This is a genomic window from Nocardia sp. NBC_00403, from assembly GCF_036046055.1.
GTDB lineage: Bacteria > Actinomycetota > Actinomycetes > Mycobacteriales > Mycobacteriaceae > Nocardia.
Window position 1 is genome coordinate 3,239,442 of the sequence record NZ_CP107939.1, and the last position, 14,155, is coordinate 3,253,596.

Sequence of the window (14,155 nt, forward strand, 5' to 3'; positions counted from 1 at the left end):
CGCGAGCCGGAAGACTGGGCGGCTCAACGGCCACTCGAAACCATGCTCGCACCATGAGTGTCCGGCATCCGGTTCGCAGGTGATGGAACCTGATGAGCAGGCGGCTACTGAAGGTCTGCCTGCACGCGAGGACATCTCACCGACGCGGCGGTATCGTTGCTCTAGTTGTGGGCGCAACACAAAAGTTCTGCGTCGGACCGGAATGCTGTACTCCCACAACATTCCAGGGAGCACATCGATCTGCCCGGAGTCGGCAACCGGTGTGCAGCCTCCCGAGGAAGGGTGGTTGGAACCGGAGGAGATTGCGCGGGAATTGGCCGAGCGGAAGTCCCGGGAAAGCCTCGCGCCGCCTCCACGGGCGACCTTCGTTTCGGAGTGCGGGGTAGTGGTGCGGACTGGGCGTGAAGATACACGCTCGGTGAGCGTGCGCACCCTCAAAGGCGGGCTGCCCGGCTAAGCACGCCGCGTCCGGGCCGCGCCGTCGACACGCGCCGTCGACACCGCGCCGACGACGGCCACGAACGATGGCCACTACTCTGACTTCACGACGAATTGACCCGCTACGGCAGCGGGTTGCAGTGTCGCACAAAGGTGATAGGGCCGTGAGTAGGCTAGGCGTGCGTCCAGCAAACAACCAGGGGGAGTGCCAAGAGTGCATTTGAGCCGTTTGCGAGTTCAAGGGCTGCGAGCGAGTGCCGAAGTTCCGCTTGAGGTGCGCCTACCGGCGCGTTTCACGGTGTTGGTGGGCGCGAACAATGCTGGCAAGACGACGTTCAGCGATGCCGCCTATCTGGGACACGGTGAAGTCTTTCCGAGCTTGGGTCGGTTCAGCTCAGCAGGGCTGGGGAACGGTACTCGGGAGATCGAAATTGACTACGATCTAGAATTTTTCGGCAAAGAAGGTCCGCTCGGGCGGCAAATCCTGACCCAGTATGTCGGCATGTCCCCTGGGGATACGGTCGCTTCCTGGACCAGGACGCTCTCCGGGAGTCTCGGTTCTATCCGAGCTCAATGGTTCGGTTTGCCCCCGGAAACCAGCAAGGCGATCAAGCTGCTCTACCTTCCGGCGCATCGCAACCCGTTGGATGAACTCGCGCGGCGCGAGGCACGGATTCTGGTGGAGCTTCTTCGCGCGCAGCAGCAGCGTCTGAACAACACAAGGAATTTGACCGGCCTCCGCACGCGCGCATGGAGGCTTCTCGAGGACCTCAGTGAAGATCCTGTCATCGAGGCGGTGGAGGAGCGCATTACAGCGCATCTCACCTCGCTGACTGCAGGAGTCTCGACACACTGGCCCTACGTGCGTGGACAGCGGGTCGATGATGGCTACCTGGCACGTGTGCTGGAAATGATGCTGGCTGTAATGGAGGGACGCGCCTACGCTCGACCGCTCGACGTTTCGGGGCTCGGCTACGTCAATCTTCTACACATGGCAGTCGTCCTCGCAGCGATTCCGGACTCGACAGCGGGCACTCCATCATCGCCTACTGAACCTCCCGCCGAAGGCAGCGAATCGGTTCTCGACTTGGATACGTCAGCGGACGTTGACGCGGATGCGCGCGCCGGAGCCGAAGGTGAACTGGCGCAGGCCCTGGAGGAAGCGAGGCTGACGGAGGACTCCTTCTTCCAGGAGAGTCCCTTTCACGCGACATTGGTCATCGAAGAGCCCGAAGCGCATCTACATCCGCAGCTGCAATATCGACTGGTTCGGCATCTCCGCAGAACTGTGCAGGAACGGCCAGAGCTACAGATAATTCTGTCGAGTCATGCCCCAGAGGTGATCACCGCTGCCCGGCCCGAAGATGTCGTCGTCATGCGCAAGCGTGCCGACGGGAGCCGTGTTGGTCGCGCTATTGCCACCATCCCCATGACCGGGAGAGAGGAAGTGCTGCGGAAGGCGCGGCTGCACCTGGATGCCACTCGCACAGCCTCGATCTTCGCCGAACGCGTGCTCTTGGTCGAGGGCGTTACCGAGGTGGTGCTCATCCGTGAGCTCGCCCGAGTATGGGCAGGGGAAAACTTCCGCAAACAGGCGTTCGTGGACGCGCTGACCATCACGGCAATGGGGACCAAGGTCGGATCTTGGCCGGTCCGGTTGCTGGCAACCCGGGAACACGAACTCTGTGACCGCCTGGCCATCCTGACAGACAGTGACAAAGAACTTCACGAACAACCAACACCCCCGGCCTGGCTGAACCAACACGACACCGAAATTGTTCGAGCCTTTCTGAGTCACCCGACTCTGGAACCCACGTTGGTCACTGGCAACGAGCCCCTCATCGAAAAAGCCCTTATCGACATCAATGTGGACCCCGAAGGTCCCGTGACCGTCGACTCAATACTCTGCCTTTTTCAGAGTGCGAAGGTGGAGAACAAGGTTCAGGTCAGGTCGGCCGGAAAAGGAGCCAAGAAAAAGGGCGAGTTCGCATTGGCTGTCGCCGAACAGATCACACAGGCAGTCGAAAACGGGACTCTGGTAACTGTGCCCGAACGCATCGCAGACATGCTGGATTTTCTGTACGGCACCGACAATGGCAACGGACAAGAAGGCGCGGGTGACCAGACGGAATCGCTCCTGGCTGACACGTTCTCGGAGCCGGCTTGACTGTCTCTCCGAACGGTCCGCTCCTGCGTTCACTGACCGCGGAGCAGATCGTCGCTGCGGGCACGCGATTGCCACTCGTCGTTATCGAGGCCGCGCCGGGATCGGGCAAGACAACCGTCGCCGCTCAGCGGTTTGGCTGTCTCCGATATCGGATCCAGCTCACCGATGGTGGTTCGCGTGACCACCGAGCCGTCGTTGCGGTGAGTTTCACCAAATCCGCCACTCGCGAATTGCGAGTGCGGACGGAATCGACCTGGGGTCCCTCAGTGCTGCAATGGCCACACCGAATCAGCACGATCGACGCCTTCGTCCAGACAGTGGTGCAGGACCTTCTCCACAGCAGAGTAATCAAATGGCCCGGCGGTCATACCGCGCTGACCGTCCACGAGTCGTGGAAAGCACTGGTTCCCCACACCCAGGGCTACAGGACCTGGGTGGCAACCTACCAAGACGACGGCATCGCGGTGGCCCGCCAAAGCATCGACTTGCGACCGGTGCCCAGCGAAGCCGATGTGAACGCCCAGATAGCGAATGGACACTGCACGCATGACGATATCCGCTCGGTCCTCCATACCGCGCTCGCCAAAGAACAAATCCGAGATCACGTCGGGCGCAGGCTGAGTGAAACCATCCGATGCCTGATCGTCGACGAGGTGTATGACGCCAACGAGCTGGATCTGCTTCTTGTCGAGCTGGCTGCAGAGTCCGGCTGCGAGATCACCATTATCGGTGACCCATGGCAAGCGTTGTATGGATTCCGCGGCGCCAGCCCCGAGAAGGTCCCCGGCCTCTCGGAGAGCCTGGCCATGGAGACCCTGTACTTGTCGAAATCCTTCCGTTTCCGCTCGAGTGAGCAGCAAGAACTGGCTAGAGACCTTCGAACTGGTGTCGGAGTCGAACTACGGTCCGGTATTGCGGGAACCGACTGTGAAATCGTCATCGCCCCCAATTGGAAGAACTTGTGGGATATCGGTCGCCCAGAGATCGTTCCGCTCGCATGGGGTGCCGCCAGTGACGACATATCCTATGGACTCGCGACCGTGCTCTTGGACCTGTCCGCTCGCCAGCTCACCGGGATGGGCGCCGTTTTCAAAGCGGAAGCCCTTCTTGCATTGGGGCTCACAGATGCCGGGGTCGAGGCGATGCAACCAGGCTTTACGAAAGCAATGCAGGGACTCGCCGACTCAGCGGACGCCGGCGATCTCTTCGAGGTGTACGACCATCTCGCCGAGATGTTCCGGTGCTCGGAATCGGGCAACGCACTGCCCGCGGAACCGGACAGCGTAATGCTCCAAAGATTGTGGATGATCGGTGAACGGCTCCGAATAGGCACTACCTGTGTGCCGGGCGTGACGGCCCATCAGGCGAAAGGTCGCGAATGGGATCGCGTTGGTGTCTGTCTGGGCACCACTGAGCGACGGTCGCTGCAGCGAGGACTGCGCCCGCACCAAGAATCTCACCGGGTCCTCTATGTGGCGTGCACCAGGGCTCGTCTGGGAACGGTCGAGATAGCCATCAGGTGAGACGCCTAAGCAAAGTCTTGAGCGCCTCGCGCCACCGAGGTCCTGGGTAACTCCATGTACTCACATCGAACTAGGGTGCGATGGATGTCGTTGTCAAGAGTTGGCAGCGTTGGGTGTCGTTGGTTCGGTGAGCCTATGAGCTGCGGATATATTGAAATTTTGCCCAGTTCTGGCTGTGATGTCGATTACTAGCGTTGGCGTGCGCGGGTTTCGTTGGTTGACGTCAGCCATTAAATGGCGGGTTTGATGACAAGCCACGACGGCTGGCCAGCAACCATGCCGGACATGAGCGATCGGACAAGAGTGCAGTTTTGCCATCGCATGGGCGTCAATCCCCTGCAGTTGACCCTGTCGTAGATTCGTGCCCAGGGCAGGACACGCAAAACATGGGCAACTGGAAAACGCCTAGTCATCGTAGGTGTGTACCCGGTCTGAGTGGCTGCACGCCTGGGTCAGCTGTTGGGCAGGTCTGACTGCCTCCTGCGTCGGAAACCACCTGGACGGCGGATGTGCCTACTCGTGCGTGCGCGGTACTGAGCCAGCAGTCCACAACCTCCGGCAAGCGTGCCGGTGAAGAGTAGGCCCTGATGACTTGCGACTGCTGTCATGAAAGCGGCAACGCCCGGCATCAACAGTGCTGCGCACAGAGTTACGGTGAGTAGTAGCGATTTGGCGCGGCGCAGGTGTTCATCGCATGCCAGCGTCATCGCAATCATCTCGATCAGCGTGCCGTCACCCTTTCCAAGCTGGGACGGCTGGTGTCGGCAGGACGATCGCTTCATCGCGCCCCACCTACTGAATCGCTTTGTGCCGAAGTTGATCTTCTGTCAATCAACGGCCGGATTTTGCCGTACAAGCGGATGGTCGCTTTCCCCAGCCCCAGGACGAGGTGATTGTCGCCGGTGGTTGCGTAAGCGTCGGCAAGCCCGATCTGCTGTGACGTCAGACTCGCGGCAAGATCGTCCGCGTAAGGGTAAGGGCCCCAGCGCAGTTCCCACGCATCACCAATCCCGGACAGGGTGCGGCTTCTCTCCTCGGGGCCATCTACGAAAACGCGGATCGGGTCGTAGAACCAGTTGCCGATCGCCCATTTGCCTGCCGGGTCCGAAGTCGAGATACGACAGAAGATGCCGCCCAGCAGCCGCTTGGCGTCGTTGCTCATGTGAGGGACGTCGGCCAGCTCGCTGCGTTCATGCGCTGTCAATGGCTCATCCATGGTGATCGGTCTCCACGAACGGTGCTCCCTCGTGGAGATCTGCCCTGATGGTTTCGCCGTGACCACGAGATCTGCTCCAGTGGGCAAGTGGCGCATGACGAAAGTATCGCCGCCGCAGCACTTTCGGAGACGAAGACCTGGAAGCCCGAGCAGCCGCCCTGTCACGTTGTCCGGCGCGTCGGTGATCAGGACCGTCTCGGAGAAGCGCGGCGACATAGTGATGGTGTAGGCCGACAGTATGCTCACATCCCACGACGCAGGACCTTCAGTCGCGCCGTCATCCCGCATGCAGAACGCATACGCCAGCAGGGCCCGTAAGTCGCGCTGAGCCGGTAGGCAATGATCCAGCCCATGCGCTTCCAAAGGCTGTGCGCGATTGCGACCTGTACCGGCCCGCGCGGCTTCGAAGACCTCTCCCGTACAGGCCATTCGGGACAGTGCAGCCGTGTTGCGCGATGAGTTGGGCATGCGAAAACCTCCACTACCGCCCGGTCGGTAAGTCAGGGGTCACACATTCCGGTCGACCAACATGATCAGTGCCCGCGCAACTGGGTGCACCACACCCGGCACTGGCCTTCGGTGAGATGTACCGGGGCACACCGAATTCGGCTCAGCAACCGATCTCCGCGGCTGAATCGCGTCCGATACTACTGGAAGTCGCCCGACGTGGGTAGGGGTCGCTAACAGCGAGGGCAGCCACCGATTGCGCGAATCAGCAAGCCGGGCCCCAACCTCAAACGCCAGGTCCTCCGGACATGAACGGCCATACAAGCTCGCTTCGCATCGCGAAGCCCACGATCACCCCGTGCGGCAGTCCGCCGCACCCACCCCAATGCGTTCAAGGGCCTCACAACACACGACGCATGCGGACGCAAGATGCAGGGCAACTGTTTCTGAATCCCCCCGGCATGTCCGGAGACCTTCATCTCTTGGAGAGGATGGAGTTGGGTCGTCGAGGAAGAAGTACCCGGCCGAGTTGCGTGAGCGGGCCGTGCGGATGTTCATGGAGATCCGGGACCAGCACCCGTCGGAGTGGGCGGCGATGCGAGCGGTTGCCGAGCTGCTGGGGATCGGGCATCCGGAAACAGTCTGTGGGTGGGTGCGGCAGGCCGAGATCGACGAGGGGGCGCGCCTGGAGTCACATCTGATGAGTCCGCAGAGCTGAGGCGGCTGCGGTGCGAGAACGCAGAACTCAAGCGCGCCAACGCAATTCTGAAAGCTGCGTCGGCTTTCTTCGCGGCCGAGATAGACCGGCCGCAGCGCTGATTGCGAAGTTCGGTCACCGAGCACCAAGGCCGCCGGGAGGCCGACGGCCTTGTGTGGGGTGTGGAGTCTATCTGCGCCGCGCTGTGTGAGCTCGGCGTAAACCTGGCCCCCTCAATGTATTACGAGTATCGCAAGCTAGGCCCCACGAAGCGGAATGAGCGCGACGAAAAACTGAAGGGGAGATCACCCGAGTCCACCGTGAGAACTTCAGCGCGTACAGTGCCCGGAAGGTGTGGCTGCAGCTGAACCGGGAAGCCAACCGAGTGGCTCGCGGCACCGTCGAGCGGTTGATGCGCGAACTCGGCCTGCGCGGGGCGTCGCGGGGACAGGTCAAACGCACCACCGTCGCGGATCCGGCGGCCGAGCGGCCCGCGGACCTGGTGCAGCGGAAGTTCGCGCCGTCGGCGCCGAACCGTCTATGGGTAGCCGACATAACTTATGTGTCCACGTGGTCGGGCTTCGGCCCTCGATATAGAGCGCCTGGTAGATGGCTTCGTGGCTGATCCGCATCGACTCGTCGTCAGGGAAATCGATCCGCAGCCGCTTGGCGATCTGCTCGGGACTCCATGCCTGCACCCATCCACGGTCGGGCGCGGTGGGGCTTGTTGCGGCCGGTCCAGGCGCGTCATCGGGTCTTCGACGGTGTTGCCGCGCTCGTCGGTGATCGGTCCGGACAGGCGGGTCTGGAAGTAGTCACGAAGTCACGGGTTATTAGCGCGCATGTCCCCTACAGGCGCGGTAAGAGCCGAAATACTTTGCAAAGCGATAGATTTCGGCTCTTCTTGTATCTGTTTGCGATTCGAACCCTACGAGACCTGTTGCCCAGGGATCGAGTCAGGGTTCGACGTAATCGCGCCCGGTGCTGTGCTGTGTCGCTTCGTGACCCACACTGGGGTGATATGGCTGGGATAGGTGAGGATGGCGGAATGGTTGAGGCGGATGGTGTGTTCGATGCGCTGATCGATACTTACTGTGCGGGGTGGAGTGATCCGGATCCGGTGCGGCGGCGGAGGTTTCTCGGTGACGTGTTGGCGGAGGGGGCGACGTATACCGATCCGACTGTGCACACCGTTGGGGTCGATGAGCTGGCGGTTCATATCGATGCGGTGTTCGCGCAGCAGCCGGGGATGCGGGTGATGCGGGTCAGCCGGGTAGATGCTCATCATGGGATGGCTCGGTTCGGGTGGCGGTTGGTGCGGGCGGATGGCACGGCGTTGCCGGATGGAGTGGATTTTCTGGAGGTCTCCGCGGAGGGGCGAATCCGTAGGATCGTCGGGTTCTTCGGTGGGTTGCGGAGCATTTAGCGCAGGAGAAGGTCGCTGTCATCCGGCGGCTTTGGGCGGCCGGAAAATGCTTTTAAGCTATAAGGCTGTGCCACACAGTGATTGAGTCATACCTACTGTCCGCGGACGTGTTCAAAACGCAACCGAGCCCGGATCGCGGTGGTGATTGCGGCACCTTCGACACCGCTTGTAGTGTGTCAGATCACGGTCGGTGATGAATTCGGTTGCGGGGTCGAGCACCGCCGATACGACCCTTCAGCACTAGCGGAACCCTGGTGCCCGGTGCTGTGTCGACACCGCGCGGTGGTCACCGTCGCCGAGATCTACAAAGTTCCAGGCTCGGGTCGAGTTCGTGCAGGTGCCAACGCAATCGGTTGATCAGCTCGGTGCGCTGAACAACCAAAGTATGGCGATAGTCCGACAAGAGATTCACCTCCCGCGCCGGGCCGTCGAGACGCGCGGTTGGCAGGTCGGGTTCACGCAGGGCAGCATGAGCCACCGCCAGGGCATCGATCGGATCGGATTTGCCCTTCTCCCGGCTACCGCGCCTGGCAGCGGCCATGAGATGGGTCGGCACCCGCACCACCTCGAACCCGGCAGCCAGCAGGTCCCGCTCCAGTCGGCGTGTGACGTGTCGGCAGTCCTCCAACGCGAAGCGGGCGCCCGGCCACTGGACAGCCCACTCGACCGCCTTCAAATGATCCTCGCTGGTCGTTCCGATCGTTTTCTCGGCCAACCGGCGGCCGACGGAATCCGCGGCGACCAGGGTATGGGTGCGTTTGTGGGCGTCCACACCGATCACGACATGGCTCAACGGTTTTCGTCCTCTCGACGCGCAACGATATTGCTACCAGGTGAGGACGGGCACGCGTCAATCGGGCATTTGCGGCGCGCTCCTATCAGGCCACGCACCTCGCCGGTCGGGCCCGGCGAGGCCGCACATCGTGACGAGCCACCAGCGTTCAGGCAGGGCAGCGAAGAAAAGAGCGAACCCCGCCGGGCACTCATGATCTTGACATTGACGCGAAGAAAACCGACGCTGCTTTCAAAATCGGGTTGGCGCGCTTGAGTTCTGCGTTCTCCCGCGGCAATCGTTTCAGCTCCGCCGACTCATCGGTGGTGATACCCGCGCGGGCTCCGGCGTCGATCTGGCCCTGACGCACCCACTTGCGAACCGTTTCCGGTGTCCCTACCCCGAGCAAGTCGGCAACCGCCTTCATCGCGGCCCATTCCGACTCGTGCTGCTCCCGGATCTCCACGAACATCCGCACGGCTCGCTCGCAGCTCGGCCGGGTACTGCTTCCTCGACGACACGACTCCATCCTCTCCAACAGATGATGAAATCTCCCGACCCGCCGGGGCGGTTCAATATGCCGCCCCATTGGGTCGCCCGATCTACGATTCTCCGTTGACGTCAGGAGTCCCTCCTCTTCAAGACATCGTCGATAGCCATAAGGCAGTATGCAGCCGCGCGGGCCGCGAGAGCGCAATCGTCTCGGTTCGTCGCAGTGAGGACAACCGCGGCGAGGTTCAGCACCGCCACGACAGCGGTCAAGCTGGTCCGCCATCTATCGCGACCAATCGGCGCGCGCGGCGCGTTCATCCGATGTCGAGCATCCGACGCACCCGCCGCCTCGGAGGCCACGCTCGAAATACGCTGGGACGGGGAGTTCTCCATATTGCCTCACAATCAGGGTTGGTAGAGGCAAACTCTCCAGCGAGAGCGTTGACGAGAGCGGGGGTGGCGGCATCACGGCGGCAGTTTTCTGCAAGGTTCGAGGTCACGACAGGCCGATATGGGACAGCGGCATTGCCGCAGCGGCAATCAGCGGCAACGCGTCAAGTGCGCGATGAACTCGGCCGGTGATTTGACGGGGCTTCAGCAGGCGCTGAGGCAGCTGCGTGCCGCAGGGAAGATGTCCCTGGAACAGACTGCGATCGCAGCTTCCAGACTGCTCAAGGCCGAGCATGACGAGTGGATGGCAGTTGAGCGTGCGACTCGGCGTGCGGGCGCGGCAATCCCGATCGAACGACCGCTGCTGGAGGTCACTCGGACCACGATTAACGGCTGGGTCAACGAGGGCAAGCTGCCCAAGTGGCCGCAGCTTTGGGCAGTAGTGCGTGTATGGGCGAAACACGCCAACGACGCGCGGCCTCTGGACGAGCTGCGAAACGCTTGGCAGCACCTGCATCTCTCCGCCAGCCAGATTCCACGAACACGGCATACGACGGAGCCCGCCTCCGACACCTTGGCGGTCGGCCGAATACCCAGCCAACCCACTGATTTCGTCGACCGGCGGGCATTGCAACAGCTGCGTGACTCCCTCGGCCAGCACGCGCTAGTCCAGGTGGTCACGGGGATGCGCGGCGTGGGCAAGACGCAGCTGGCCGCAGCGATCGCCCGCGAGCATCTGGCCACTAGGGAATGTGGGTTGGTGGGATGGATCGACTCCGAAACCGACGGCACCTTGCTCGAAGGCCTCGCCGCAATTGCTGAACGGGTCGGTGTACCCGACCACGAGGGCGATTCCGAGAAGTCGGCGCGGAGATTGCGCGACTACCTGACTGGTCGGAGCGAAGCGGGTCTACTCGTGTTCGATAATGCTTCCGACGCTGACAGAGTCAGCCAGTTCATCCCACCTCTCAGTGGGACCAAGGTGCTTATCACCAGCACTGCCCGCGATTTTGCGATTCTCGATTCCGCGTCGACCCTTGATCTCGGTGTCTTCGACAGACCAGAGTCCGTACGGTATCTATGCTCTGCCACAAATCTGACCGACGAAACAAAGGCCGACGCGGTTGCCACCGCACTTGGAGATCTGCCGTTGGCGCTGACTCAGGCAGCAGCGACTATTGCCGTCCGCAGACTGGACTTCAGCCGATACCTGCAGCTACTCATTGAACCGTTGCCGCATGCCTTTACACGCTTGCGAGGTCACGCGCACCCACAACGGGTGGACAAGGCAATCCTGCTATCAATCGAATCCACCGACACCCCTACCGATGATTCCGCCCTTGACTCCGCCGTCAGCGACCTACTGGGGTTGGTTGCGATGTTGTCGCCAGCAGGTGTGGAGCGTTGGGTCCTGCCCGACTACGACGGTCGAGTAGATGAAGCTATCGCCCGCTGTGTCCAAGGTTCATTGCTGAGCTGGTCAGAGGACGGCTCTGCTGTGACAATGCATCGGCTCGTAGCGCGCGTACTACGCGAACGTGCAGACAGCGATCACACTCGTCTGCTCGGCAACGCAATCAATGCGATCAGCCAAAGGGCCTTCACCGAAACATACGCCTGGAATCGGCGCGCCGATGGAGCTCACCTCGCCGATCAAATCGAGGCCATTGCCTCAACTGACATCGCCGGGGACGGATCCGCAGCATCCGCCTGCGTGCTCGACCTACGCCGCTGGGCAGGTCGACAACTAGTCAGGGCTGCCGACATCACTCGTGCCATCAGCCACACTGAGCAGACCTTCACTGACAGTGTGCGAATCCTCGGGTTCGATCACCTCAGCACACTGGCGGCCCGCAACAACCTCGCCCTGGCGTTTCAAGAAGCCGGCCGCTTGGCCGAGGCTATCGCCAACTTCGAACAGAACCTCGCCGACTATGAGCGAACGCTCGGCCCCGACCACCTCGACATACTGGCACCCCGCCAGAATCTCGCCGACGCCTACCTAGCCGCCGGACAACTCGGCAGTGCAATCGGCATCTATGAGCGAAACCTCGCCGATCGTGAACGAATACTGGGACCTGAACACCCGGGCACGCTCATCGGCCGCAACAACCTCGCCAGCGCATTCGAAGCCGCGGGAAGGCTGACCGACGCCATCCGATTGTTCGAATTGAACCTCGCCGAACATGAGCATGCTCTCGGTGCCGAGCACCCCGACACACTCAAGTTCCGCGACAACCTAGCAGGTGCCTATCTCCGCGCTGGCCGGTTCAGCGATGCCCTACCGCTAGCTGAGCGGAGCGTTGTTGAGTACGAGCGGGGCCTCGGACCCGACCATCCGGACACTCTCATCGCCTGTAACAACCTGGCGCATGTCTACCAAGCCACAAAACAGTTCACCAAAGCGATCACGGCGCTGGAGGAAAATCTCGCTAGGACCGAGCGAGTTCTAGGCCCCGACAGCCCGCACACGCATGCAGGTCGACACAACGTTGCCAACGCATACAGAGCAGCAGGAAGGTTGACCGAAGCAGTTCCGCTTCTCGTGCAGAACCTCGACAATCATGAGCGGATTTTCGGCCCGAGCCATCCCCAAACCCTCACATCGCGCGACCACCTTGCTCTCGCCTACCAGGAAGCCGGACAAGTATCCACCGCCATCGAACTATTAGAGACCACTCTCGCCGACCGCACACGATCCCTTGGTCCCAATCACCCCGAAACACTCGCCTCTCATGCAAACCTTGCAAGTGCCTACGGGGACGCCGGGCAAACTGGCGAGGCAATCAAAATGCTCGAACAGAACCTCTCCGAACGAGAGCGGATTCTTGGCCCGGATCACCCAGACACACTCGCGGCCTGCAACAACCTCGCCTGTGCCTACAAAGCCGCGGGAAAGCTCGCCAAAGCAACCGTACTGTTCAAACAGAGCCTCGAACATCAAGAACAAATCCTCGGACCCGACCATCCTCATACATTGACATTCCGCGACAACCTCGCTCACACGCATATGTCGGCAGAGGACGTCGAGAGCGGAATTCCGCTCTTCGAACAGAACCTCAGAGCGCGCGAGCGAATCCTCGGTCCCGACCACACCAAGACCCTTGAGACCCGCGACAACCTAGCTTACGCACTCCGAGCAGCGGGCCAGCCGGATAGCGCACTCCCGCTCTTCGAGCAGAACCTCGCCCATTATGAGCTGGTCCTCGGCCCCGATCACCCCACTACGCTTGCAGCCCGCGACGCCCTCGCCCTCGCTTACCAAACGGTGCTACAACCCATCGATGCCATCGGGCTTCTTCAACAGAACCTGGCAGCACGGGAGCAGACTCTGGGCCCTGACCATCCAAACACACTCGTGAACCGCGACGACCTTGCACACGCCCACCGTGGCGCGCGCCAGTTGTCCGACGCCGTAGGGCTTTTCGAACAGAACCTCATCACACGCGAGCAGACCCTCAGTGCTAATCATCCCGACATACTCGCAAACCGGGACGTCCTTGCCCACGCCTACAAGGAAGCGCACCACTTTCCCGAGGCTGCTCAGCTATATGAGCGAATCCTTGCTGATCGTAAACGACAACTTGGGCCGGAACACCCCGCTACCTGGCAAGCAAGGACGACTCTTGCATTCGTCCGATATCAACAAAGGAATCAGAATCTGACAGCCGAGCGCCCTCCGGCTTTCGAGCAATGATTGTACGCACCCTGCGCCTTGCTCAGGCTCGCCGCCAACCACCGGATCGGCTCACCGGACGCGGTCACCAACCGGTCGAACCAGCAAATCCATATTGCGCGAGGCGGGTGCGGTGCTGTTCGCGGACCCGGACGGATGGCTCGTGGTACTAATGCCGCGGGTGTTTGGCCAGTAGCCCCCGACTGGGTAGAGCAGCGCGAGAAAGGTCACTCGACGCTGTTCCAGCGAGTGAGTTATCGGGCTTGGCCCACCAGTCATCGTGGCGGCCGGTGAACGTCCGCGCCGACACCGGAGGCTCGCGCTCGGTGGCACGCTCGTACTCCACGAACGCCTCGGCAAGGGCATGGTTCAAATGCGTGACGTACGCATCGGGTTGACCGGATACGTCCCCTGAGTGGTTGAACTCGTGCCGGATCGCGAAGCACTCGCCCCCGGCCTCGGCGGGCTGCTGGTGTTCCACGTCTTCGCCGCCCTGACCGAGTTCATCCGCGAGCTGATCGTCGGCGGCACCGCCGAGGCCGGGCCGCCACCCGCCCTCGCGGACATCGTCGCGCGCCGGCCACCTGGCCCGCTTCCTCGACGAACGCGGTTGCCTGCGCACAGGACTGATCCCCGAACAAGCCACCGAGATGTGCACGGTGGCGGCCGGTCTTGCCGGGGAGAGGCGAGGAAAGCGAGACGCCCCCGCTACGACCCGCGCGGAGGCTGGGAACGGGGGCGTCTGTTGAGGGCGCGCGGCTCAGATGACCGGACGGCTGCCCTCGGATCTATCGGGCGCTGCGCGGAAAGGAATGCACGCGACGCCGACGGCTGGAGCCTATTGCCGATACTGCGACACTGCGGATTTGGAGTCAGGAGTCTGCGCAATGGACCGGCGAATGGCAACCGAG

The 14,155-nt window shown here is 61.9% G+C and carries 7 protein-coding genes and 3 pseudogenes; 5 read left to right on the plus strand and 5 right to left on the minus strand.

Annotated features, from left to right (window positions below):
- Window positions 1-652 precede the first annotated feature (652 nt).
- Both OHQ90_RS14335 and OHQ90_RS14340 read left to right on the plus strand, forming a co-directional pair.
- Complete coding sequence (locus tag OHQ90_RS14335) at window positions 653-2,605, plus strand: ATP-dependent nuclease (RefSeq protein WP_328410813.1); 1,953 nt, start codon at window positions 653-655, stop codon at window positions 2,603-2,605.
- Between the two features lie 68 nt (window positions 2,606-2,673).
- Window positions 2,674-4,128 (plus strand): UvrD-helicase domain-containing protein, encoded by a 1,455-nt coding sequence (locus tag OHQ90_RS14340; RefSeq protein WP_328412838.1) that lies wholly within the window; start codon window positions 2,674-2,676, stop codon window positions 4,126-4,128.
- A gap of 778 nt (window positions 4,129-4,906) precedes the next feature.
- Here OHQ90_RS14340 and OHQ90_RS14345 read toward each other — a convergent pair.
- Complete coding sequence (locus OHQ90_RS14345) at window positions 4,907-5,812, minus strand: hypothetical protein (protein ID WP_328410815.1); 906 nt, start codon at window positions 5,810-5,812, stop codon at window positions 4,907-4,909.
- 529 nt (window positions 5,813-6,341) lie between these two features.
- On the opposite strand from OHQ90_RS14345, the pseudogene OHQ90_RS14350 reads away from it, so the two are divergent.
- Window positions 6,342-7,071, plus strand: a pseudogene (locus OHQ90_RS14350) (IS3 family transposase); the annotation flags it as partial.
- Here the strand turns inward: OHQ90_RS14350 and OHQ90_RS14355 are convergent.
- Window positions 7,070-7,311: pseudogene (locus OHQ90_RS14355) on the minus strand (IS30 family transposase); the annotation flags it as partial. The pseudogenes OHQ90_RS14350 and OHQ90_RS14355 overlap by 2 nt on opposite strands.
- A gap of 225 nt (window positions 7,312-7,536) precedes the next feature.
- Between OHQ90_RS14355 and OHQ90_RS14360 the strand changes: the two are divergent.
- Window positions 7,537-7,914 carry a nuclear transport factor 2 family protein gene (locus OHQ90_RS14360; RefSeq protein WP_328410817.1) on the plus strand — a complete coding sequence of 126 codons (378 nt, stop codon included), beginning with the start codon at window positions 7,537-7,539 and terminating at the stop codon, window positions 7,912-7,914.
- Window positions 7,915-8,200: 286 nt separating this feature from the next.
- On the opposite strand, the gene OHQ90_RS14365 is transcribed toward OHQ90_RS14360, so the two are convergent.
- Window positions 8,201-8,707, minus strand: a complete 507-nt coding sequence (locus OHQ90_RS14365) for an IS110 family transposase (RefSeq protein WP_328410819.1) — start codon at window positions 8,705-8,707, stop codon at window positions 8,201-8,203.
- Window positions 8,708-8,903: 196 nt separating this feature from the next.
- Window positions 8,904-9,207 (minus strand): annotated as a pseudogene (locus tag OHQ90_RS39390) (transposase); the annotation flags it as partial.
- Window positions 9,208-9,689: 482 nt separating this feature from the next.
- Here OHQ90_RS39390 and OHQ90_RS14375 point away from each other — a divergent pair.
- Complete coding sequence (locus OHQ90_RS14375) at window positions 9,690-13,265, plus strand: tetratricopeptide repeat protein (protein ID WP_328410820.1); 3,576 nt, start codon at window positions 9,690-9,692, stop codon at window positions 13,263-13,265.
- Window positions 13,266-13,413: 148 nt separating this feature from the next.
- Here OHQ90_RS14375 and OHQ90_RS14380 read toward each other — a convergent pair whose 3' ends face one another.
- Window positions 13,414-13,866 carry a hypothetical protein gene (locus OHQ90_RS14380; RefSeq protein WP_328410821.1) on the minus strand — a complete coding sequence of 151 codons (453 nt, stop codon included), beginning with the start codon at window positions 13,864-13,866 and terminating at the stop codon, window positions 13,414-13,416.
- Between the last annotated feature and the right edge of the window lie 289 nt (window positions 13,867-14,155).

Coding starts and splice junctions, on each gene's coding strand:
- OHQ90_RS14345 (WP_328410815.1), bottom strand. CDS start 5,812: ATGCCCAACTCATCGCGCAACACGGCTGCACTGTCCCGAATGGCCTGT.
- OHQ90_RS14360 (WP_328410817.1), top strand. CDS start 7,537: ATGGTTGAGGCGGATGGTGTGTTCGATGCGCTGATCGATACTTACTGT.
- OHQ90_RS14375 (WP_328410820.1), top strand. CDS start 9,690: ATGGGACAGCGGCATTGCCGCAGCGGCAATCAGCGGCAACGCGTCAAG.